Genomic DNA, 20744 nt, shown 5'->3' with positions numbered 1-20744 from the left:
AGATGTGTATAAGAGACAGCCCCGACCGCCGCCCCGGACGCCAAGGCCGCCGACGTCAGGGTCTCGGTGCTCAACGGCACCGGCGAGGCCGGGCTCGGCGGCAAGGCCGCGGAGGCCGTCAAGGGCGCCGGCTACACCGTCACCACCGTCGGCAACGCGCCCGGAAAGCCCCGCGGCACCACCGTCGTCGAGTACGGCACCGGCGAGCGCGCCTCCGCCGAGGCGGTCGCCAAGCTGTTCCCGGGCGCGACCGTCCAGCCCGGCGGCCGGGGCATCAGCGTCGTCCTCGGCCACGACTTCGCGGTCGCCGTGACCGCCGCCAACCCGGCCGCCGGTGCCCCCGCCGCCCCGGCCCCGCTGCCCACCAGCGTCAGCGGCGCCGCCCGCTCGGCGGACGACGACCCCTGCGCCAACCTCTCGTACGGCTGAGCCCCTCCGGACGGCGGCCGAGCAGCGGCAGGCCGACGCGCAACGGCGGGGCACCCCCGGACCACCGATCCCGGAAGCGCCCCGCCGCCCCTCACCTTCGAGGCATCACCGGCCGAGTCATCGCCGGCCGAGGCGTCGTCAGCGCCGCGTCCCGCAGGACGGGCAGAACGCGGCGCCGTCCGGAACGTCCTTGTGGCAGCTCGTGCACTGGACGGGCTGCGCCAGCCGGTACCCGCAGCCCGGGCAGAACGGCGTGCCGTGCGTCTCGGTGTGGCACTGCGGGCAGACCAGCTGGCGCGGCGCGTTCACGTCGAACTCGGCACCCGACTGCTGCCCGGCCTGGTACGCGCGGTCGCTGACCGCGTCGTTGAGGCCGCGGTGCTGCGCCGCCATCGCCTCGGCCGCGGTGTCCGGGGCGCAGTTGTGGCACAGGCCCTGGGCGGGGTTGAAGCAGCGGCCGCAGACGTAGTGGGTGCACCGGGCGCAACGGTTGAAGTGCGTCTGGGCGTTGGCGATCGCGCGCTGGAAGGCGGCGTCCCGCGTGGTGCCCCAGGTCTGGCCGGCCAGGCCGTCGGCGGCGTTGCTGATGGTGTTGGCGTTGCCGCCGATGAGGTTCCAGGCGGCGCTGACGCCCTTGCCTATCCAGCCGGCCATCTGACCGGTCCGGAACGCCTCGAACGGCGATCGCCAGGTGTCCGAGCAGCGGTAGCAGTAGAACTCGAACTGGAAGCCCGCGCCGGTGCCGTACTGCTCGCACAGGTCGCGGTAGTTGCTGCTGAAGTAGATCTCCGAAGTCACGTCGTCCCCGGTTGCTGAAAGTGGCATGTCGGCGGTCGCTCCCAGGGACGATAGGGCTCGCCGAACGGTTCCGCCAAGGAGTTGCGACGCGGCTGCTCAGAGGCCCGAGACCGGCAGCAGCAGCACCCGGGCGGGGTCGAATCGCTGCCAGCACGCGGGCTGCCCGCTGCGGCCGACCCGCAGCCGGCACCACTGCCGGCCGGCCGCGTCCTGCCACCAGCCGCTGATCCGGCCGAGCGCCCAGGTGCCGTCGCCGAGGTCCACCTCGACCGGCTGGTAGACCCACCGGACGTCCCGGCCCGCCGGGCCCGCCGTCTCCCCGGCGCCCCGGGGACCGCACTGACTCTCCATCACGGCTCCGCCTCCCGGTTCGGCCCCGGCCGCCGCCACCCGGTCAGGGCCGGCCGCACGGCCAGGAGCACAGCTCATCTCCGGAACTCTACAGGCGTGTAGAGAACGGCGGGGGGCGTTCCGTCGAACCCGGTCGACCCGCCCCGGCCCGGCCAGGCCGGGCCCGGCCCCTCGGGCTCACCTGCCCTTGCGCGCCGATGCCCCGCGGCCCGATGCCTGGCCGACCTCGGCCGCACCCGCCTCGGCCCCGCCCGCCGTAACCCCAGCCGCCGTAACCCCGCCCGCCGAGCGCCGGCGCCGCCACAACGCGACCGGCAGCACGCCGGCCAGCGCGAGCGCCTCCGGTGCCGGCGGCGCCTCGAACGGCGCGCCGGCGGCCCCGGCCGCCCCGGCCGGCACCTTGTCGAAGGTGTCCGGGACGGGCAGGGTGGACCAGTCCGACAGCGGCCACGCCACCACGAAGGCCCGGCCGACCACGTTGTCGACCGGCACGAAGCCGTCGCCGGTCTCGTTGTGGTGCCAGCGGGAGTCCCGCGAGTTGTTGCGGTGGTCGCCCATCACCCAGAGCTTGCCCTTGGGGACGGTGATGGTGCCGACCGGGTCGTTGTCGCAGGGCGTCGAGCCGGGGAACAGGTACGGCTCGTCCAGCGCGACGCCGTTGACCTTCACCGGGCCGCCCGCCTCGCACACGACGGTGTCCCCGCCGACCGCGATCACACGCTTGATCAGGTCCTTCTCGTCCGCCGAGGGCATCAGGCCGACGGTACTCAGCGCCTTCTGAACGGCGCCCGTGAAGGAGTCGCCGGAGCTCGTCGGCACGCTCTCCAGCCAGCCGCCCGGGTCGCGGAAGACCACCACCTCCCCGCGCTCGGGCTTCGCACCGAACCACGGGGTGAACTTGTCGACCAGCACCCGGTCGCCGATCGCCAGGGTCTGCTCCATCGAACCGGAGGGGATGGAGAAGGCCTGCACGAAGAAGGTCTTGATGCCGAGCGAGAGCAGCAGTGCGATCACCAGCAGGATCGGCAGCTCCTGCCAGAACGGGCGCTTCTTCCGCGGGCGCTTCGCCTCCGCACCCGCCCGGCCTTCCCCGGCTTCGTCACTCTCGCCGGACTCCGTGCTCTGCTGCACACTCATCTTCTCGGCCCCTCCCGACGGCCCGACGGGAGCCGTGTAGAAGACCCCCTGTCAGGAACGAACCTACCGAACAGAGGTTCCCGGGCGCGCCCTGACGTGCATGCGCTCGCCCTGCGGGCCGAACAGGCTGAGGAACTCCACCGGGTGCGGGCCGGCGTTGCCGAACGCGTGCGGGGTGCGGGTGTCGAACTCGGCGGCCTCACCGGCGGTCAGCACCAGGTCGCGCGCACCGAGTACCAGCCGCAGCCGGCCGGACAGCACGTACAGCCACTCGTAGCCCTCGTGCACCTTCAACTCCGGCTCGGGCTCGGTGTTCCGGCCCGGCGGCACGATGTGCTTGAACGCGTGCATCCCGCCCAGGTGACGGGTGAGCGGGATGATCGTCTGACCGTTCCTGGTCACCGGGCGCGGGTGGATCCGCGGGTCGCCGGTCGCCGGTGCGCCGACCAGTTCGTCCAACGGCACCCGGTACTCCCGGGCCAGCGGCAGCAGCAGTTCCAGGGTCGGCTTGCGCTGCCCGGACTCCAGCCGGGACAGGGTGCTGAGCGAGATCCCGGTCACGGCCGCCAGTTTGGCGAGCGTGGTGCCACGCTCCCGGCGCAGGGCGCGCAGCCGGGGGCCCACCGTGGTGAGGACGCTCTCGAACTCTTCGTCGACCATGCCTGCCATTTGCCGCTACGGCAAGGGCCCTTGTCAATCCGGCACACGGGTGAGGCCGGAGGCCCGTCCTCCGGGGCCCTATCCTCGCGTCATGCGCATCCACCTCACCCGGGACTCCGTCGCGGCCGGCGACGACGTCGACGCCCCGCACCACGCCACGGTCGACCTGCCCGACGGCCTCGACACCCCGGCCGCCCTCCTCGCCCTCGACCTCCCCCGGATCTGGCTGCCGCAGATCGGCGGCGGCCGGGCCACCTGGGTGGTACGCGCCGCCGACGGCACCCCGCTCGCCGTCCTCGCCCAGCAGTGGCCGCACCCGCGCCCGCTCCCGGCCGGCCGGGGCCCGCTCGCCGGGCTGGCCGGACCGGACGGAACCGTCCGACTGCACGTCGAGTACCGGCTCCAACGCGACCCGGACGCCGAATACGAACGTCTCGGCTAGGGCCTGTCGGCCGTACGGCCCGTACGGTCCTGAAGTCGGACCGTACGGCTACCGGTACTCGCGCAGCCGGGGCCGGACGCCCAGCGCGGTGAGGCCGAGCGCCACCGCCAGCACGCCCGCCGCCAGGGCCGCCGTGCCGCCGTCGAGGTCGTCGTCGGTCGCGGCGATCGCGGTGTCCATCGCCCTGGCGTTGATCGCGATGGTGTCGCCGATCGCGGTGCCCAACTGCTCGAAGTCGTAGTTGGACTGCCCCTTCGAGAGCCCGGTGTTGAGCGTGACCGCCTCCTTGAGCTTCCCCGCGGTGCGCAGGTCACGGATCTTGCGGTCGGTCAGCTGGTACTGCTGGAAGGTGTCCAGCACCCGCTCCGCGGCGTCCTGTTCGCCCGCGAAGGTGATGTTGCGCAGCTCGCTGCCGAGGTAGCCGCCGAAGGGGACCACCGCGTGGTCCGCGCGGTGCCGATCGGCGGCGGCGGCCAGTCGGTCGTTGTAGCCGGCCAGGGTGGTGCCCTCGATGCGGGCGATCGCCTGGGTCTGCTCCAGGAAGACCTGCTCGTACACGGTGGCGCGGGTCGGGTCGATCAGGTAGCGGCTCTCGTCGGCGTTCATGTCGTACGCGATGGCGCGGGCCCGGCTCAGCGCGATCACCGAGTCGTAGGCGTTGCTCTTGGCGGTCACCAGGTGGTCGTCGGCGCGGCCCACCAGGGCCAGCCCGGTCACCAGCACCGCACCGGTCAGCAGGGTGACGGCGGCCAGCGCCGGGTTGACCACCCGGTGGTAGCGCACGGCCAGGGCGCGCTGGAGGCCGAGCAGCGCGGCGAGGGCGAGCAGCCCGACGACGAGCAGCCACCACCAGCCGCTGCCCAGGGCGTCGCGCTGCTGCTGGTAGACGTGGTCGACGGTGGCCTCGTTGGCGACGGTGACCTGGTCGGCGGCGGGCAGCAGTTGCTGGCGCAGCAGGTCGGTGGCCTGCCGGTAGGTCTCCAGCGCGGCCGACGAGGGCTGTCCGGCCGGGGACTTGGCCTGTTCCTCCAGCAGCTGCGCCCGGGCCACCAGGGCCTCGTAGCTGCCGAGCCGGCCGAGCACCAGCTGGACGGCACGCTGCCCGGCCGGGTCGTCGGCGGCCGCCTGGGCGGCCTGCTGGAGGTCGTCGTCGGCCTGCGCGCGGCGCTGCTCGTAGGTGTCCAGGGTCTGCCTGCGCAGCGCCGTGTAGTCGGGGTCGGCGCCGATCAGCAGCAGGTTGGCGGCCTGGGCGTCCATGTCGCTGAGCGCGAAGTAGAGGTCGGCGGCACGGGTGGCCTGTGGGGCCGCCCGGTGGCCGATGGTGTCGGTGCCGTCGCGGGCGCCGCCGAGCACGTCGGTGGCGGTGGTCCCGAGGGCGAGCAGGGCGGCCAGGCTGAGCGCGGTGAGGGCGCGCACCAGGCGCGGGGTGGTCCAGTGGGCCCTGCTGCCGACCGTTCGGACGCCTCGGCCGAGGCGGGCCAGGGCACTCGGCGGCTCGGCCGGGGCAGGGTCCGCTTCCCCTGCCGGGCTCCCCTCCCCCGGGCTCCCCTCCCCCGAGCTCCCCTCCCCCGGGCTCCCCTCCCCCGAGCTCTCCTCCCCCGAGCTCTCCGAGCTCCTCGACGTGGTCGTCCCGCGCTCCATGGAGGTCGTCATGACCGCACGTCCCTTTCCCCCGTTGCACGGCCTGCCGGGGTTCCGGACGGAAGCCCCAACGCAGAACCGTTTCTTTCTTCCGCCGCGCGACGTTAGCGCCGCACCACCTGCGGCAAGGTGCGCCCTGACGCCTCCTTGACACCGCAGGGCACCGTTCTTGACGCTTCCTTAGCGCCCTCCCGGCGCCCGGCAGGTCAGCGCCCCCGGCGAACGGCCGGCAGGCAGAGCCGGGCGGCGGCCGCCTCGGCCTCACTCCCCCGGGGTCCGCCCCCCGGCCCTCGGCCCGTGTCCTGGACCCGCGCCCCACGTCCCGAACCCCACGTCAACGGCCGTCCCGCGCAGCGGCGTTCGTCCAGGTGAAGCCGTTACGGGGGGCCGTCCACGCCACTACGCTACGTGGCATGACTTCTTCGGAAAGGGCCCCGGGGCGGGGCACTGCGGTGGTGATCGGCGGCGGGCTGGCCGGGTTGGCGGCGGCATGGGCGCTGCGCGGCTTCGCCGAGCGGATCGTCGTGGTGGAGCGGGACCGGTACCCGGCGGAGGCGGCGTTCCGGGCCGGGGTGCCGCAGGGGCGGCACGCGCACCTGGTGCTGGAGGCCGGGCACCGGGCGCTGGAGGAGATGATGCCCGGGATCAAGGCGGAGCTGACGGCCGCGGGCGCGCTCCGGGTGACCACCTCGGAGGTCAAGTGGCTCAGCTCCGCCGGGTGGATGGCCGACTACCCGGCGCGGATGGCCTTCCTCTCCTGCACCAGGCCGGTGCTGGACAAGCTCGTTCTGGACCGGGTCCGCACCGAGGCCTCGATCGAGTTCCTGGAGGGCACCGACGTGGTCGGCCTGCTCGGGTCCGCCGGAGCGGTGACCGGGGTGAAGGTCCGCGAGCGTGGCCCGGAGCGCGGCGAAACCCACGACATCGCGGCCGAGTTGGTGATCGACGCGGCCGGCCGCTCGACCGCGGTGCCGAAGTTGCTGGCGGAACTCGGCTGCCGGCCGGTGCCCGAGGAGCGGGTGGACGCGGGCGTCGCGTACTCCTCCCGGCTGTTCCACCGCCCGGCCGGGGCCGACCTCGGCGGCCAGGCGGTCTACCTGCAGACCAAGGCCCCGGACGCGCCGCGGATGGGCGTCCTGCTGCCGGTCGAGGGCGACCGCTGGATCGTCAGCCTCGCCGGGATGCGCGGCGCCGAACCCGAGCCGGGAGAGGAGGGGTTCACCAAGCACCTGGCCGGGCTGCGCGATCCGCTCCTGCGCGAGGCCCTGCGGGACGCCGAACCGGCGGGCGAGGTCCGCGGTTTCCTCCCCGGCCCGGGCGTGCGCCGCCACTACGAACGCGCATGCCCCGACGGCCTGGTGGCCGTCGGCGACGCCGCGAGCACCTTCAACCCGGTGTACGGCCAGGGAGTCACCGTCGCCCTGTTCTGCGCCCAGGCCCTGCGCCGCACCGCACTGCGGCACGGCGGCATCGGACATGTCACGGCCCGGGAGGCGCGGCGCGCCATCGCGACGGCGTCCAAGAACCCGTGGGTGATGTCCTGCGCCGAGGACGCCCGCTTCGACACCACCACGGGCGCACCGTCCGGCGCCCTGCTCAGGCTCCAGCACCGCTTCCTGGACAAGGTGCTGGCCGGCGCCACCCGCGACCCGGTGGTCACCGAGGCGTTCCACGAGGTGCTGTCCCTGGTGGCGCCGCCGTCGCTGCTGTTCCGCCCATCGGTGCTCGGCGCCGTCCTGCGGGGCTGAACGGGCACCGGCGCCGCGAGGCCGTCCGGACCGTCCCTGGTCCGGGCGGCGCTGGACGGCGCTGGACGGCTCCTGACGGCTCCGGACAGCGCTGGACAGCGCTGGACGGCTCCGGACCGTGCCCGCCGGCGGGCGCGGGTGCTACCCGTCGAGGTGCGCGGCGACGTACGGGATCGCCACCTGCTCCAGGGCGCGCCGACCGAACGCGGGGTGGACGTTGACCTCGAAGACCACGCCGCCGCTCTCCGCGGCGAGGTCCACGCCCGCGAGGTCGAGCCCCAGGGACACAGCTGCGGCGATCGCCAACTCGGCGAGACCGTCCGGCAGTTCGCTGCCGTCCAACAGGGTGGACACGGCGCCGCGGCTCTCGTTGCAGGGCGCGTCCGGGTCCGCCTGGACGTGCTCGACCACACGCACCACCCGGCCGTGCAGCACCACCACCCGGTACTGGTGGCGGCGGCCGTCCGGGAGGAAGTTCCGGGCGTCGCGGGCGATCAGCCAGTCCGCCCCCGTCCCCGCGTAGTGGCTCGCGGCGGCCTGGAGTTGGGCGTGGGTGGTGACGTGGAAGACGTCGCCGCCGCCCATCCCGACGCAGGGCCGGGCCCAGACGTCTCCGCCGAGCCGCTCGAAGGCCTCGGCGGCGGTCTGCGGGCTCGGCCGGGACAGCGCGACGCTGGGCATCTGCGGGACACCGTCCCGGCGGAACCGGGCGACGGTGGCGTCCTTCTCGGTGGCCGCCCGCCACGCCTCCGCGTCCGTGCCGAGCGAGCGGGCACCGTACTTGCGCAGCAGCCGCTGGCAGTCCTCGAACTCCCGGCGCCGGTGCGGCGGGATCTCGTAGACGACCACGGCATCGGCGGCCACGGCCCGGCCGTCCGCCAGCAGCCGGATCCCGCCCGCGTCGTCGGCCTCGATCCGGCCACCGCCGCCGGTCATGAAGTGCCGGGCGTCCAGGTGTACCGACTCCCGGCCGGTCAGCGTCCGCGCGGCGGTGGCGAGTACCTCCCGGCTGCCCTCGGTCGAGCTGTGATCGGTCAGGAGTACGAGGTCTCGTCGGCCCATCCGGCCATGGAAGCGGCTGTGGCGCGACAGCGACAAGACGGCCCGGTGCGCCATCGGCCGCGGGCCGTGGCCGAAACCCGCGCCGTGCCGGGCCGCGCCAGGCGCCCCTTCCCTGCGTACCAACGGTCGTTCGAACGCGATCGCTCCATCGACTGCGGCCGCCCCTTCGACGTGCGGCCGCTTAATTCGGATGCGGCCGCTCCGGGGCGCCCGCTATGGTGGCCCGCATGTCTACGCCCCGAATTTCCTAGCTGACGGACCCGCCTCCACGCCACCCGTGTGTCCGTCAGCTGTTTCGGAGCGTTATCCCATGATCACCACCCGTGGTGTCGACGTGCGCGTCGGCGCCCGTCTGCTGTTGTCCGACGTCACCCTGCACGTCGCCCCCGGCGACCGGATCGGCCTGGTCGGCCGCAACGGCGCCGGCAAGACCACCCTGCTCGCCACCCTCGCCGGGCAGTCGGCGCCCGCCGCCGGAACGGTCACCCGGACCGGGGCCGTCGGCTACCTCCCGCAGGACTCCCGCACCGCCGACCCGGCCGTCACCCTCACCGACCGCATCCTGTCCGCCCGCGGCCTGGACACCGCCGTCCGCGCACTGCGCGCCGCCGAGGAGGCGATGGCCTCGGCGGGCTCCCCGGCGGAGCAGCATCGGGCGATGGACGGGTACGCGCGCGCCGAGGCGGCCTTCCAGGCCCGGGGCGGCTACGCGGCCGAGGCCGAGGCCGCCCGGGTCGCGGCCGGGCTCGGCCTGCCCGCCCGGGTGATGGGCTCCCCCGTCGGCACGCTCTCCGGCGGCCAGCGCCGCCGGGTCGAACTGGCCCGGATCCTGTTCGCCGACCACCACACCCTGCTGCTGGACGAGCCGACCAACCACCTGGACGCCGACGCCGTCACCTGGCTGCGCGGCTTCCTCACCGCCCACCAGGGCGGGGTCGTGCTGATCAGCCACGACCTCGGCCTGCTGGAGGAGACCGTCAACCGGGTCTTCCACCTGGACCCGCAGCGCGCCGCGATCGACGTCCACAACACCGGTTGGCAGGCCTACCTCACCCAGCGCGCCGCCGACGAGCGCCGCCGAACCCGGGAACGCGCCAACGCCGAACGCAAGGCCGCCGCGCTGCACGCCCAAGCCGACCGGATGCGGGCCAACGTCGCCACCGCGACCACCGCCCGCAGCATGGCCCGGCGCGCCGACCGGATGCTCGCCGAGCTCGAACCCGTCCGGCAGGCCGAGCGCACCGCCCGGATCCGGCTGCCCGAACCCGCCCCCTGCGGCCGGATGCCGCTCGGTGCGATCAGCCTCAGCAAGTCCTACGCCGGCCGGCCGGTGCTGACCGGCCTCGACCTGGCCGTGGACCGGGGCAGCCGACTGGTCGTGCTCGGCCTCAACGGCGCCGGCAAGACCACCCTGTTGCGGATCCTGGCCGGGCAGGAGAGCCCCGACTCGGGCCGGGTCGTGCCCGGACCGGGGCTGCGGCTCGGCTACTTCGCCCAGGAGCACGACACCCTCGACCCGGCCCGCAGCGTCCGGGACAACCTCGCCCAGGCCGCACCCGGCCTCGGCGACGGCGAACTCCGGCACGTGCTCGGCGCGTTCCTCTTGCGGGGCGACGACGCCGACAAGCCCGCCGGAGTCCTGTCCGGCGGGGAGAAGACCCGCCTCGCCCTGGCGGGCCTGGTCCACTCCGGTGCCAACGTCCTGCTCCTGGACGAGCCCACCAACAACCTGGATCCGGCCTCCCGCACCGAGGTCCTCGGCGCGGTCGGCACCTACCCGGGCGCGATCGTGATGGTCACCCACGACCCGGGCGCCATCGAGGCCCTCCGCCCCGACCGCGTCCTGCTCCTGCCGGACGGCGACGAGGACCTCTGGCACGACTCCTACCTGGACCTGGTCGTCCGGGCGTAGGCACGCGTGCTGCGGCGGGCGTAGTGCGGCTCGGGTCCTAAGGCTTCCGAGCCTCGATCAGGAACCGCGCCGAGTGGGCGACGAACGGCCCCTCGGCGCGGATCCGCGCGTCCAGCTCACGCAGCCGGTCGAGGTGGGCGGCCACGGTGAAGCCCGGGACCATCCAGATCACCTTGCGCAGGAAGTACACCACCGCGCCGATGTCGCGGAACTCCATCCGCAACCGCTCGGAACGCAGGTCCACCACCTCCAGCCCGGCCTCCCGGGCCTCGGCGCTCTCGACCTCGGGGCGACGGCCCGCGCGCGCCTGCGGCTGCGGCCCGAGGAAGTACTCGACCAGCTCGAAGACGGACGCCGGACCGACGTGCTGGGCGAAGTAGCTGCCGCCGGGCCGCAGCACCCGGGCGATCTCCGTCCACCAGGCCCGCACCGGGTGTCGGCTGCTGACCAGGTCGAAGGCCTCGTCCGCGAAGGGCAGCGGCGGCTCGTCCGGGTCCGCGACGACCACCGCGCCCAGCGGGTTCAGCAGCCGCGTGGCGCGGGCCAGGTTCGGCGGCCAGGACTCGGTCGCCGCCACGACGGCCGGACGGCGTCCGTGCGGCTCGGCGCGGCCAAGCTCTCCGGCGAGCCGCAGGGCACCGGCCAGCACCTCACCGCCGCCGGTCTGGACGTCCAGGGCCGCCGTCGCCGTGCCCAACCGCTCGGACAGCAGCCGCTGGTAGCCCCACGAGGGGCGCTCTTCGGTGGCCCGGCCGTCCAGCCATGAGAAGTCCCAGCCGTCCACGGACACGGCCTCGGCCTCGGCGATCAGCTCTTCGAAGGTGCGCATGCCCGCATCCTCCCGGCGACGGCTCCGCCCGGCCACCGAATTCCGCGTCGCCCCGGTGCCGGGCATGGACGCCCCAGCCCCACCACCGGCCCTCGGGCCGTCCGACCACCCCTGCTCAGTCGCCCTTACTGGGTCATCCCTGCTGCGTCATCCCTGCTGGGTCACGCCGGCCACCGTGGCCGCCCGGGAGCCACATCCACGATGCGCGGGTGACGGACGGCCTCCAGCTCGGTGTCGGCGAGCAGGTCGGCGATCAGGGCGGGCGGGCCGAAGACCTCGGTGGCGTTGAGGTCATAGTTGGTCAGGACGAACCAGGAGCGGTCCGATGGCCACCAGTGCGCGGGGAACCGGCACCCCGAAGGGTCTGCGTCGTGGTGGGCCACCGCCTCGTCCAGGCGCCCGCGGTGGGCCTCGACCGGTTCCAGCAGGTCCTCGATCGCCGCCGAGGCGAAGCAGCAGGCCGTCCCCGGCCCGTCGGCGCTGTGCCGGGCGAGCACTTCCACCAGCCGGGCCAGGCAGTCGCGGTCCGGCGCCCCGAGCTGCGGCCACTCGACCTCGCCCGCCGGCCTGACACGCTCGTCGAACACCAGGTTCGACAGGGTGCCCGGCCAGTCCGCGAGCTGTCGCCCGGCGCCCGCCAGGGCCTCGGACCAGCACACCCGCTGCCCGTCCACCCGCAGCGTGTGCAGCACCCAGCAGCCGTCCGCGAAGCCGTGCTCGGGGGCGTTCGGCTCGTAGCCCAGCACGGCGTCCGGCGCCTCCAGCAGCGGGCGCAGCCCGTCCAGACCGTCCTCGTCCGGCACCCGTTCCACCGCACCCGCCCCCTTCTCGGCTCCGAAAACCGGTTACTCCGCGCCGGTACGCCTGGGCGAGGATAGCGCCCTGCCGAACGGGCCGGTCACCGCCTCGCCTCGCCCCCTCCGTCACGACCCGTGCCGCCGACTTCCCCTCGTGACTCCCAGCCACGCCCCGAGCACGCCACGGATCGGGCGGACCGCTGCCGTGGGCACCCCCACCCCGACCTACCTAGCCTGGAGAGGAGGAGGCGAATCACCATGCTGGGAGACGCACCGGTGCTGGCCATGATTCCTGCCGCCGATCTGGCGCGGGCCAAGGCCTTCTACACCGACACCCTGGGCCTGAAGCTCGTCGAGGAGACCCCGGAGGATCTCACCTTCGAGAGCGGCGGCACCTTGTTCGGCATGTACCAGACACCGAGCGGTGGCCAGGCCGCGCACACCCTGGCCAGCTTCAAGGTCGCCGACCTCGACGGCGAGATGTCGGCACTCCGCGCGCGCGGCATCACCTTCGAGGAGTACGACTTCCCCGGTCTGAAGACCGTCGACGGCATCGCCGAGGGCAGTGACGGCCTGCGTGCGGCCTGGTTCAAGGACAGCGAAGGAAACATCCTCTGCGTGGCCGAGAGGCCCACGAAGTAGCACCCGCCCTCAGTCGGTGCCCGGCCCGCTCAACGCGAGCGGGCCGGGCACCGACGGGGCAAGCCGTCAGCCGATCGGGCAGCCGAGGGGGCGAGCGGTCCGAGCGAGCGGGAGGACCGAGGGATGACGTCGGCGAAGGAGGCCGCGGACCGCTGGCGGAAGCGGCTGGCCCGGCAGCGCACCCGCTTCGAGCGGGCACGGGCCGAGGCCGAGCGGCACTTCCCGGTGATTACCGAGCTGACGGCCCGCCTGTTCTCTCCTGCCCTGCTGGACGCCGCCACCCGATTGGCCGCCCAGACGTTCCTCACCCTGATCCCGCTGCTGTTCGCTGTGGCCGCCTTCGCTCCCCCCGCCGTACGGGACCAACTGCTCGACTCACTGCGCACGGTGTTCGGCCTCAAGGGCACCTCGGAGGAGCAGCTGCAGCAGGCCCTGCGCGGCGCCGGGGACTTGCGGCAGACCACCGGCATCATCGGCGTCCTCATGGCGCTGGTGTCCGCGACCAGCTGCAGCCGCGCCGTCGCCCGGGTCTGCGAGCGCGCCTGGCTGTTGCCGAAGGCCGGCACCCGGGTGGCGGCGTGGCGGTGGCTGCTGTGGATCGTCGCCTGGGTGGCCGCGCTGGTCCTGCAGGGCCCGCTTCGGGACGGCTTCGGCACCGGCCTCTGGTTGGGCCTGCCACTCACCTTCGCCGCGTCCGTCACTTTGTGGTGGTGGACCACCCACCTCCTGCTGAGCGCGCGGATCGGCTGGCTGCCGCTGCTTCCGGGCGCCGTGCTCACCGCGGCGGCGGTCACCGCGATGTCGTTCAGCGCCAGGGTCTACATGCCGGCCGCGCTGAACCGCGCGCTGGCCCAGTACGGTTCGCTGGGCCTGGTCCTGATGGTGCTGTCCTGGCTGATCGCGCTCTGCGCCGCCGTCACCTTCGCCATCACGGCCGGGGCGGTGCTGGCCCAGGGCCCGCCACTGGACGCCTACCTCCGCAGGCCCCGCACCGAGCAGCACACCGGCTGACCGGACGGTTCCCCGCCGATCAGTGCCCGCGCACCCGGCGCCAACTCCTCCGCGCGGAGTCGACCGGGTCGAACGAACCCGGGCGCTCCCGGGTCAGCGGGTAGCAGGCGAACCCGATCAGCGCCGCGCTCAAGTGGCCGATGCTGGTGTAGTCCCGGCTCCGCTGGACACCCAGGCCGTAGACGACCAGCACCCCGACCGCGTACAGGTAGCGCCAGGGCCGCACGATCAGGTAGGTGAGCACCGCGACCACCCCGGCGAGCGCGTAACTGACTCCGTAGTCCAGGGTGTAGACGGCCTTCGGCGGGGCGAGACCGCGGTGGATCGCCCAGCCGAGCACGCCCTCACTGAGGTAGGTCGCGCCGACGTGGGCGAGCATCGCCACCGAGATCCAGCGCAGCGTGCCCAGCCAGCGCTCGGCGGGTACGTGGAAGAGGTTGTAGAGCAGGAAGTAGAACACCCACCCGCCGCCCGCGATCCACAGCGCGCTGGTCACCAGCACGCGGACCGGCGAGACCTGCAGGTGGTGCAGATTGGTCGAACGCCGCTCCAGGATGCGGTCGGCGGTCACCGGGTCGACGTGCCGGATGACCTGCGTGGTGACGAGCAGGATCGCCAGCCAGGTGTACGTCCCCGGCGCGCGCCGAACGTAGGCCCACACCGTGTGGGCGGCACGCGACCACCGGGGCCTCCGATGCGCCCCGGAGTCCCGGGCGGTACTGCCGGCCATCGACGCCTCCTCGACCGTCCTCCCCCGTCCCTCCCTACCCCGGCCCCTCCCGGGCTCCTTCCTCACCCTGGCCCGGCCCCGCCACCACCCGCCGCCGCGGCGGCCCGTACGGGTGATCCGGCCCCTCCTGCCGCCTGCCGGCGGGCCCCGACGATCACGCTCCGCTGACGTACGCTGGCGATCCGACCCTCCCGGCCACGACCTCCTCGGCCACGCACCGGGCGTGCCGGTACCGGGAACCACAGAGCAAAGGGCAGCAGGCACGATGAGCGACCGCCTCGGGACGAGGACACCGACCGGCCCCACTGTCGCCCGGCACCGGGCCCTGAGAACCGCCGCCCGCCTGCGGCTCACCACGGCGTACGTCCTGCTGCTGACCGTGACGGCCTCCTGGCTCGCCAGCCAGGGCCACGCCGAGCGCGCCAGGTTCGTCCGGCACAACAGCAGCAACATCCACCACATGGAAGTTGGCAAGTGGTGGACCCTGTTCACCAGTGGGCTGGTGGTCGACGGGGTCCCGGCCTGGGCGGGCATCGCGGCGGTCGCCGTCGTCCTGGGCCTGGCCGAGTGGCGCTGGGGCCCGGCCCGGGCCGCCGCCGTCTTCGTCTTCGGGCACCTGGGAGCCACCCTGCTCACCGAGGGCGCCATGTGGGTGATGCTGACCGCCCACATCCCCGGCGCGCTCTCCCGCGCCCGGGACGTGGGCATCAGCTACGGCCTGGTCGCCACCGGCGCCTGCCTGCTCGCCCGGGGCCCGGTACTGCTGCGCCGCTACGGCCTGCCGGCGCTCGCCCTCGCCCTGGCCACCGCCTGGGCGTTCGACCAGCAGCTGGCCGACGCCGGGCACCTGGTCGCACTCGGCCTCGGCGTGCTCGCCTCCCGGACGGCCTGGCTGCGGGCCCGCGCGCCCCTGCCGCGCTGACACCGCACCCGTGGGACGGGCCGGAGCCGCACATGAGTCCGGCCCGTCCCGCTTTCCCACCCCTCCCTCAACCCCTTCCCTCCCCCTTCTCAACCCCTTCCCTCCCGCCCTCGACCGACCAGGACCGCGCCCCCGCGCACCGCAGTCCCAGCCGAGTCGATCGCATGCTCTTGCATTACTCTGCAAATCTATGCCAGAGTTCGGGCATCGGATCGAATACGCCGAATCCCGTCACACATCGCTGAACAGGGGCCCGCAGCGCGGGTCATAGGGTGCATCCATGTCGAAGGTCTTGAGCAAGCTGCCGGTCGGTGAACGGATCGGCATCGCATTCTCCGGTGGGTTGGACACCTCCGTCGCCGTCGCGTGGATGCGCGAGCACGGTGCCGTCCCCTACGCCTACACGGCCGACATCGGCCAGTACGACGAGCCCAACCTCGCCGACGTCCCGGCCCGGGGCCGTGCGTACGGCGCCGAGCAGGCGCGCCTGGTCGACTGCCGGGAGGCGCTCGTCGAGGAGGGCCTGGCCGCCCTCGCCTGCGGCGCCTTCCACATCCGCTCCGCCGGGCAGACGTACTTCAACACCACCCCGCTCGGCCGCGCCGTGACCGGCACCCTGCTGGTCCGCGCCATGCAGGAGGACGGGGTCTCCATCTGGGGCGACGGCTCCACCTACAAGGGCAACGACATCGAGCGGTTCTACCGCTACGGCCTGCTCGCCAACCCCAACCTGCGGATCTACAAGCCGTGGCTGGACCAGGACTTCGTCGACCAGCTCGGCGGCCGCAAGGAGATGTCCGAGTGGCTCGCCGAGCGCGACCTGCCCTACCGGGACTCCGCCGAGAAGGCCTACTCCACCGACGCCAACATCTGGGGTGCCACCCATGAGGCCAAGCGGCTGGAGTTCCTGGACACCTCGATGGAGATCGTCAGCCCGATCATGGGCGTGGCCTTCTGGGACCCGGCGGTCGAGATCCAGACCGAGGACATCACCGTCGAGTTCGAGTTCGGCCGCCCGGTCCGGATCAACGGACAGGAGTTCGCCAGCGCCGTCGACCTGGTCCACGAGGCGAACCGTGTCGGCGGGCGCCACGGTCTCGGCATGTCGGACCAGATCGAGAACCGGATCATCGAGGCCAAGAGCCGCGGCATCTACGAGGCCCCCGGCATGGCGCTGCTGCACATCGCCTACGAGCGGCTGCTCAACGCCATCCACAACGAAGACACCATCGCCACGTACCACACCCAGGGCCGCCGGCTGGGCCGGCTGCTCTACGAGGGCCGCTGGTTCGACCCGCAGTCGCTGATGCTCCGGGACAGCATCCAGCGCTGGATCGGCCACCCGGTCACCGGCAGCGTCACCCTGCGGCTGCGGCGCGGCCAGGACTACTCGGTCATCGACACCCAGGGCCCCAACTTCAGCTACCACCCGGAGAAGCTGTCCATGGAGCGCAGTGTCGACGCCGCGTTCGTCCCGGACGACCGCATCGGCCAGCTGACCATGCGCAACCTCGACATCGCCGACTCGCGCAGCAAGCTGGAGCAGTACGCGGTGCACGGCCAGCTGGCGCCGTGGAGCGGCCTGATCGGCGAGCTCGCCCCGGGCGGGGCGGCGCCCATCGCCGCGGGCACCGGCGACGAGGCGCCGTCCACCGCGCTCGACCACGCGGCGCTCGAGTCCGGCACCGACTGACGGACTGGGGTGGGCCCGACGGGTCCACCACTGCCACGCACGGAGGCCGCCGCACCACACCGGTGCGGCGGCCTCCCCCGTCCTCGCCACCGTCCTCGCCCCGCCCGCCTCGCCCTCCCGCGGGCCCGCACGCCCCTCACCCGGACGGCCGAGTCGACCGTGCACGCCGGGCCGCACCGTAGCTGAATGGCGGACGTGCGCCCGGCGACGGGAAGGCGGGAACCGGGATGGGTGAAGCGGTCGGTTCGATGCTGGCCTCGGCGCTGGCAGTCGCGTTCAGCCCGCTGCCGCTGATCACCGTGGTCCTGATCCTGGCCACCCCTCGCGGCCGGACCAACGGGCTCGCCTTCGCGGCCGGCTGGGTGCTCGGCCTCGCCGCGCCGGTGGCCGCCGTCGTGGTGGCCGGCAGCGCGTTGAACCGGACCCAGCCCGTTCCCACCTGGTCGTTCTGGGTCAAGCTCGTCCTGGGAGTGCTCCTCCTGCTGGCCGCCGCGCGACAGTGGCACGACCGACCACGCGCGGGGCACATCACGGCTCCGCCGAGCTGGTTGCAGGCGGTCGACCGTTACACGGCCGCCAGGTCCGCCGGCCTCGGTCTCGCGCTCGTCGGGCGCAGCCCGAGGTCACTGCTGCCGGCCGTCGGCGGCGCCGCCTCGATCGCCGCCACCGGGACCGGCGCCGGAGCCGAGGCGGCGGCAGCGGCCCTGATGGTGGTGATCGGTTCGCTCTGCGCAGTCCTGCCGCTCGCGGTCCGTCTGCGCGGCGGGGAGCGTTCCGCCCGGCTCCTCGGCGAGTGGAGGGCCTGGACTGCCACCCACGCCGCCGCGGTCCTGACCACGGTCCCGGCCGTGCTGGGCGCCGCCTACCTGGGCGACGCCATCTCCGGACTCACATGATCAACAGCTCTGCCCCCAGCGCCCCTACCGCCTGTCACCGTATCCGCACCACACCACGCCCCCGCACCGCCCGGACACCCAGCCGCACGGGGTCCGCCCTCGGCCGTGCCGCCAGCGCATCCCTGAGCGTCAGCAGGATCTCGCCGTCGTAGCGCTCCGCCAGCACCCGGGCCAGTTCGGCCGCGCCGCCGGGCCGTACGTCGGGCGCCAGGGTCGGCAGCCGCCCGGGGCCGCTGAGGTCCTGGGCCTGGGCGGCCCAGCGGGCCGCGTCGTTCCGCTCGCCCTCGGCGGTGTAGTGCACGGCCAGGCAGTGCACGGCCAGCTGGTCCCCGTACTGGGCGGCGATCCGCCACCAGAAGACGCCGTCCGCCGACCGGCCCAGGCCGTAGAGCAGGCAGCCGAGGGTGCGGAAGGCGGTCTTCTCTGCGAGTTCGAGGTCCAGGGCCAGCTCCCCCGGTTCCGCCGCGCCCGCCACGCCCGCGCACAGGTGCCGGAGGTCCCGCCGGAGCTCCGCTCGCCCTCCGGCCCAAGGGGGCTGCCCCGAAGCCGAACCCGAACCCGAACCGACACCGGACCCCGGGCCGCCCGACCCCACGCTCGATCCGCCCCCCGGCCCCGAGCCCGGCCCCGGCCCCGGACCTGACCCTGACCCCGGCCCCCAGCCCCAGCCGACACCCGAACCTGTACCGGCCGCCGTCCCGCTCCCCGGATTCGGCCCGGCGGCCGGAGCGTGCGGCGGCCGGGCGCCCGCCGGCGGACGGGCCGGGCGCTCGCGGACGGCCGGAGTGGGCCGGCGGGGGGGGGGGGGGGGGGGGGGCCGGGGGGGGGGGGGGGAGCCGTTCGGCCAGCCGCCGGGTGAAGGCCACCGGGTCGTGGTCGTCGAACTCCCGCTCCAGCTCGGCAGAGTGCGCGCGCAGCAGCTCCACGACCCTCATGTCCCCGACCTCATGTCGCTGCCCTCATGTCTCTGCCCTCATGTCTCCGCCCCGCCGTCGTCCTCCGGGTGCTCCAGCAGGTATTCGAGGTGTCTGCGCCCGAGGCTGTAGTAGGTGCGGGCGGTGGTGTGCGCGATGCCGAGCGACCGGCCGATGTCGTGGTAGGACAGGCCCGCCTGGCGCAGCCGGACCACGTCGGCCTGGACCGGTGCGGCCCGCGCGAGTTCGTCCATCGCCCAGTCCAGGGCGTCCAGTTCGGCGAGTTCGTCCAGCTCGTCCTGGCTGGTGTCGGGGCGGCGCTGGGCGATCACCCGCAGCCGTTTGCGTTCGGCGCGGCGGCGCTCGCGCAGCACGTCCACCACCGCGTCCTTCACGATCTTGAAGGCGAAGGCCTGCGGATCGGCGCTGGCCAGGGCTCGGCGCCAGTTCTTGTAGAGCGTTGCACCGGCGTTCTGGACCGCGTCCTGGGCGTCCTCGCGGTGCCGCAGGCGCTGCTGGGCGTAGCGGAGGTAGCCGGAGTTCTCGCGGGTGTAGAAGACCTCGAAGTCGGTCGGCAGGTCGCCGAGCGGGTCCGTCCGCAGGCCCCGCTCCTCGCCCGGCCCGGGAGTGTTCACGCACGCCCCCCTTTTCCTGGGTCAGCTGGCCGGCCCACCGGGTGGCACGCCGACGGCCCCTTGGGGCTCGTGGTGTAACCGTCCGGGAGGCGCGGGATGTTGACCGGATCGGGCGGACAATTGGCGAACGATTCCGTTCAGTTTCGAACAGTGCCGCTGACCTGCCCGTTCGGGCTCGCCGACCCTGCCGGAACCCGATCCACGTGACCCAGATCACACCGCATGGAAGGCCGGCTTGACAAGCCCCGGGGCACCGGCCAAAGGCGCCGGCCCAAGGCATCGACCCAAGGGCACCACCCCAGGACACCGTGCCCCCCGCGACACCGCCCGCGCGACAACGGACTCCGCGACAAGGCCCCTACGGCGCCGGCTCCACCAGCGCCGAGTCCAGCGCGCCCGTCACCCGCTCCAGCAGCCCGCGCAGCGCGGCCAGGTCCTCGATCGGCAGCCCGGTCGCGGTGAGCAGCCGACGCGGAACCTGGCCGGCCCGCTCGCGCAGCGCAGACCCCTCCGACGTGAGCCGGACGGTGACCGAGCGCTCGTCCTCCGGGCTGCGCTCACGGCTCACCAGTCCGGCCACCTCCAGGCGCTTGAGCAGCGGGGAGAGGGTGCCGGAGTCGAGCCGCAGACGCTCGCCGATCCGCTTGACGGGCAGTTCACCGTCCTCCCAGAGCACCAGCATGACGAGGTACTGGGGGTAGGTCAGCCCGAGGTCCTTGAGCAGCACCCGGTAGACGCCGCCGAAGGCGCGGGAGGCCGCGTTGAGCGAGAAGCAGAGCTGCTGGTCGAGGCGGAGCAGTTCCTCGTCCGCCATGCCGGGGAGCGTGGTCATGACCCCATGGTACCGATCGCGCTCGCGCGATTTAGTTGTGCGCAATTGAATTGTGTGCTCTACTTATCTCACGGCAGGGCACGAACAGGCCGCCAGAACGACGGCGACCACCCGGGCCATGCCTGATCCGAGCAACCGCAGCACCGCGAAGGGAACCGACCATGGACGCGCTCTACACCGCAGCCGCCACCGCCAACGGCCGTGAGGGCCGTGCCGTCAGCTCCGACGGGCAGCTGGACCTCGCGCTGGCGATGCCGCCGGCGCTCGGCGGCAACGGCCAGGGGACCAACCCCGAGCAGCTGTTCGCGGCCGGCTACGCCGCCTGCTTCGCCAGCGCCCTCGGCCTGGTCGGCCGCCAGGCCCGGGTGGACACCAGCGAGGCGTCGGTCACCGCTGAGGTGTCCATCGGCAAGGACGGCGCCGGGTTCGGCCTCGCCGTCGTGCTCCGCGTCGAGCTGCCCGAGTCCCTCGCGGGCGAGACCGGCGAGCTGCTGGTCAAGCAGGCCCACGAGGTCTGCCCTTACTCCCGCGCCACCCGGGGCAACATCCCGGTCGAGCTCGTCGTCGAGTAAGCACCCACGTCTCACGTCGTCCGAACCGACGACACCGGGCCCGCCGCACCGATCCTGCGGCGGGCCCGCCACCCAAGTCACCCCGGACTGC

At 73.7% G+C, this 20744-nt stretch carries 21 protein-coding genes and 1 pseudogene; 10 read left to right on the top strand and 12 right to left on the bottom strand.

Going from position 1 to position 20744, the window contains the following annotated elements:
* Nucleotides 1-63 precede the first annotated feature (63 nt).
* A pseudogene (locus OP86_RS38205) lies at nt 64-429 on the top strand (LytR C-terminal domain-containing protein); the annotation flags it as partial.
* A 138-nt stretch (nt 430-567) separates the two neighbouring features.
* Here the strand turns inward: OP86_RS38205 and OP86_RS19635 are convergent.
* From OP86_RS19635 to OP86_RS19620, 4 genes are all read right to left on the bottom strand, one after another.
* Nucleotides 568-1254, bottom strand: coding sequence for a double zinc ribbon domain-containing protein (locus tag OP86_RS19635; RefSeq protein ID WP_033332553.1), 687 nt, complete (start codon nt 1252-1254; stop codon nt 568-570).
* A 69-nt stretch (nt 1255-1323) separates the two neighbouring features.
* Nucleotides 1324-1581 (bottom strand): hypothetical protein, encoded by a 258-nt coding sequence (locus OP86_RS19630; RefSeq protein WP_245231801.1) that lies wholly within the window; start codon nt 1579-1581, stop codon nt 1324-1326.
* A gap of 174 nt (nt 1582-1755) precedes the next feature.
* Nucleotides 1756-2715 (bottom strand): signal peptidase I, encoded by a 960-nt coding sequence (gene lepB / locus OP86_RS19625; protein WP_051830290.1) that lies wholly within the window; start codon nt 2713-2715, stop codon nt 1756-1758.
* Nucleotides 2716-2778: 63 nt separating this feature from the next.
* The gene (locus OP86_RS19620) at nt 2779-3375 is read right to left on the bottom strand and encodes a helix-turn-helix domain-containing protein (RefSeq protein ID WP_030059803.1); all 597 of its coding nucleotides are present in this window, start codon (nt 3373-3375) and stop codon (nt 2779-2781) included.
* Between the two features lie 91 nt (nt 3376-3466).
* Here OP86_RS19620 and OP86_RS19615 point away from each other — a divergent pair, with 91 nt between their 5' ends.
* Nucleotides 3467-3817, top strand: coding sequence for a hypothetical protein (locus OP86_RS19615; RefSeq protein ID WP_051830289.1), 351 nt, complete (start codon nt 3467-3469; stop codon nt 3815-3817).
* 48 nt (nt 3818-3865) lie between these two features.
* Here the strand turns inward: OP86_RS19615 and OP86_RS19605 are convergent, their stop codons facing one another.
* A complete protein-coding gene (locus OP86_RS19605) occupies nt 3866-5233 on the bottom strand; it encodes a hypothetical protein (protein WP_051830288.1) in 1368 nt (455 codons plus the stop codon).
* Between the two features lie 638 nt (nt 5234-5871).
* On the opposite strand from OP86_RS19605, the gene OP86_RS19600 reads away from it, so the two are divergent.
* A complete protein-coding gene (locus OP86_RS19600) occupies nt 5872-7206 on the top strand; it encodes an NAD(P)/FAD-dependent oxidoreductase (protein ID WP_033332549.1) in 1335 nt (444 codons plus the stop codon).
* Between the two features lie 141 nt (nt 7207-7347).
* Here the strand turns inward: OP86_RS19600 and OP86_RS19595 are convergent, their stop codons facing one another.
* Nucleotides 7348-8268, bottom strand: coding sequence for an ATP-grasp domain-containing protein (locus tag OP86_RS19595; RefSeq protein ID WP_051830292.1), 921 nt, complete (start codon nt 8266-8268; stop codon nt 7348-7350).
* Between the two features lie 310 nt (nt 8269-8578).
* Here OP86_RS19595 and OP86_RS19590 point away from each other — a divergent pair, with 310 nt between their 5' ends.
* Complete coding sequence (locus OP86_RS19590) at nt 8579-10180, top strand: ABC-F family ATP-binding cassette domain-containing protein (RefSeq protein WP_030059808.1); 1602 nt, start codon at nt 8579-8581, stop codon at nt 10178-10180.
* A 37-nt stretch (nt 10181-10217) separates the two neighbouring features.
* Here OP86_RS19590 and OP86_RS19585 read toward each other — a convergent pair whose 3' ends face one another.
* The gene (locus tag OP86_RS19585) at nt 10218-11009 is read right to left on the bottom strand and encodes a class I SAM-dependent methyltransferase (RefSeq protein WP_030059809.1); all 792 of its coding nucleotides are present in this window, start codon (nt 11007-11009) and stop codon (nt 10218-10220) included.
* Nucleotides 11010-11170: 161 nt separating this feature from the next.
* Complete coding sequence (locus tag OP86_RS33675) at nt 11171-11821, bottom strand: hypothetical protein (protein WP_051830287.1); 651 nt, start codon at nt 11819-11821, stop codon at nt 11171-11173.
* A gap of 243 nt (nt 11822-12064) precedes the next feature.
* Here OP86_RS33675 and OP86_RS19575 point away from each other — a divergent pair, with 243 nt between their 5' ends.
* Both OP86_RS19575 and OP86_RS19570 read left to right on the top strand, forming a co-directional pair.
* Nucleotides 12065-12448, top strand: a complete 384-nt coding sequence (locus OP86_RS19575) for a VOC family protein (RefSeq protein WP_030059811.1) — start codon at nt 12065-12067, stop codon at nt 12446-12448.
* Nucleotides 12449-12571: 123 nt separating this feature from the next.
* Entirely contained in the window at nt 12572-13459 is an 888-nt protein-coding gene (locus OP86_RS19570; RefSeq protein ID WP_078653620.1) for a YhjD/YihY/BrkB family envelope integrity protein, read from the top strand.
* 19 nt (nt 13460-13478) lie between these two features.
* On the opposite strand, the gene OP86_RS19565 is transcribed toward OP86_RS19570, so the two are convergent.
* Nucleotides 13479-14189 (bottom strand): rhomboid-like protein, encoded by a 711-nt coding sequence (locus tag OP86_RS19565; protein ID WP_033332548.1) that lies wholly within the window; start codon nt 14187-14189, stop codon nt 13479-13481.
* 265 nt (nt 14190-14454) lie between these two features.
* On the opposite strand from OP86_RS19565, the gene OP86_RS19560 reads away from it, so the two are divergent.
* The 3 genes from OP86_RS19560 (at nt 14455) to OP86_RS19550 (ending at nt 17700) form a co-directional block, all read left to right on the top strand.
* A complete protein-coding gene (locus OP86_RS19560; protein ID WP_078653619.1) occupies nt 14455-15111 on the top strand; it encodes a rhomboid-like protein in 657 nt (218 codons plus the stop codon).
* 280 nt (nt 15112-15391) lie between these two features.
* A complete protein-coding gene (gene argG / locus OP86_RS19555) occupies nt 15392-16804 on the top strand; it encodes an argininosuccinate synthase (protein WP_030059815.1) in 1413 nt (470 codons plus the stop codon).
* Between the two features lie 227 nt (nt 16805-17031).
* A complete protein-coding gene (locus OP86_RS19550) occupies nt 17032-17700 on the top strand; it encodes a GAP family protein (protein WP_030059816.1) in 669 nt (222 codons plus the stop codon).
* 34 nt (nt 17701-17734) lie between these two features.
* On the opposite strand, the gene OP86_RS33670 is transcribed toward OP86_RS19550, so the two are convergent.
* From OP86_RS33670 to OP86_RS19535, 3 genes are all read right to left on the bottom strand, one after another.
* A complete protein-coding gene (locus tag OP86_RS33670; RefSeq protein WP_051830286.1) occupies nt 17735-18175 on the bottom strand; it encodes a hypothetical protein in 441 nt (146 codons plus the stop codon).
* A gap of 498 nt (nt 18176-18673) precedes the next feature.
* Entirely contained in the window at nt 18674-19249 is a 576-nt protein-coding gene (locus OP86_RS19540) for an RNA polymerase sigma factor (protein ID WP_030059818.1), read from the bottom strand.
* A gap of 358 nt (nt 19250-19607) precedes the next feature.
* Nucleotides 19608-20081: a MarR family winged helix-turn-helix transcriptional regulator gene (locus OP86_RS19535; protein ID WP_030059819.1), complete on the bottom strand. Its 474-nt coding sequence runs from the start codon at nt 20079-20081 to the stop codon at nt 19608-19610.
* Nucleotides 20082-20242: 161 nt separating this feature from the next.
* Between OP86_RS19535 and OP86_RS19530 the strand changes: the two genes are divergently transcribed.
* On the top strand, nt 20243-20653 hold the full coding sequence (locus OP86_RS19530) for an organic hydroperoxide resistance protein (RefSeq protein ID WP_030059820.1): 411 nt from the start codon (nt 20243-20245) through the stop codon (nt 20651-20653).
* Nucleotides 20654-20744: the final 91 nt, after the last annotated feature.

Source organism: Streptomyces novaecaesareae (assembly GCF_000716875.1).
In the GTDB taxonomy this organism is placed as follows: domain Bacteria; phylum Actinomycetota; class Actinomycetes; order Streptomycetales; family Streptomycetaceae; genus Kitasatospora; species Kitasatospora novaecaesareae.
This window is presented reverse-complemented; position numbering and strand designations above follow the sequence as displayed.

What these genes read in the sequence shown, in the direction of transcription:
- OP86_RS19635 (WP_033332553.1), bottom strand. Translation starts at nt 1,254, where the DNA reads ATGCCACTTTCAGCAACCGGGGACGACGTGACTTCGGAGATCTACTTC.
- lepB (WP_051830290.1), bottom strand. Translation starts at nt 2,715, where the DNA reads ATGAGTGTGCAGCAGAGCACGGAGTCCGGCGAGAGTGACGAAGCCGGG.
- OP86_RS19620 (WP_030059803.1), bottom strand. Translation starts at nt 3,375, where the DNA reads ATGGTCGACGAAGAGTTCGAGAGCGTCCTCACCACGGTGGGCCCCCGG.
- OP86_RS19615 (WP_051830289.1), top strand. Translation starts at nt 3,467, where the DNA reads ATGCGCATCCACCTCACCCGGGACTCCGTCGCGGCCGGCGACGACGTC.
- OP86_RS19600 (WP_033332549.1), top strand. Translation starts at nt 5,872, where the DNA reads ATGACTTCTTCGGAAAGGGCCCCGGGGCGGGGCACTGCGGTGGTGATC.
- OP86_RS19595 (WP_051830292.1), bottom strand. Translation starts at nt 8,268, where the DNA reads ATGGGCCGACGAGACCTCGTACTCCTGACCGATCACAGCTCGACCGAG.
- OP86_RS19590 (WP_030059808.1), top strand. Translation starts at nt 8,579, where the DNA reads ATGATCACCACCCGTGGTGTCGACGTGCGCGTCGGCGCCCGTCTGCTG.
- OP86_RS19585 (WP_030059809.1), bottom strand. Translation starts at nt 11,009, where the DNA reads ATGCGCACCTTCGAAGAGCTGATCGCCGAGGCCGAGGCCGTGTCCGTG.
- OP86_RS19575 (WP_030059811.1), top strand. Translation starts at nt 12,065, where the DNA reads ATGCTGGGAGACGCACCGGTGCTGGCCATGATTCCTGCCGCCGATCTG.
- OP86_RS19570 (WP_078653620.1), top strand. Translation starts at nt 12,572, where the DNA reads ATGACGTCGGCGAAGGAGGCCGCGGACCGCTGGCGGAAGCGGCTGGCC.
- OP86_RS19565 (WP_033332548.1), bottom strand. Translation starts at nt 14,189, where the DNA reads ATGGCCGGCAGTACCGCCCGGGACTCCGGGGCGCATCGGAGGCCCCGG.
- OP86_RS19560 (WP_078653619.1), top strand. Translation starts at nt 14,455, where the DNA reads ATGAGCGACCGCCTCGGGACGAGGACACCGACCGGCCCCACTGTCGCC.
- argG (WP_030059815.1), top strand. Translation starts at nt 15,392, where the DNA reads ATGTCGAAGGTCTTGAGCAAGCTGCCGGTCGGTGAACGGATCGGCATC.
- OP86_RS19550 (WP_030059816.1), top strand. Translation starts at nt 17,032, where the DNA reads ATGGGTGAAGCGGTCGGTTCGATGCTGGCCTCGGCGCTGGCAGTCGCG.
- OP86_RS19535 (WP_030059819.1), bottom strand. Translation starts at nt 20,081, where the DNA reads ATGACCACGCTCCCCGGCATGGCGGACGAGGAACTGCTCCGCCTCGAC.
- OP86_RS19530 (WP_030059820.1), top strand. Translation starts at nt 20,243, where the DNA reads ATGGACGCGCTCTACACCGCAGCCGCCACCGCCAACGGCCGTGAGGGC.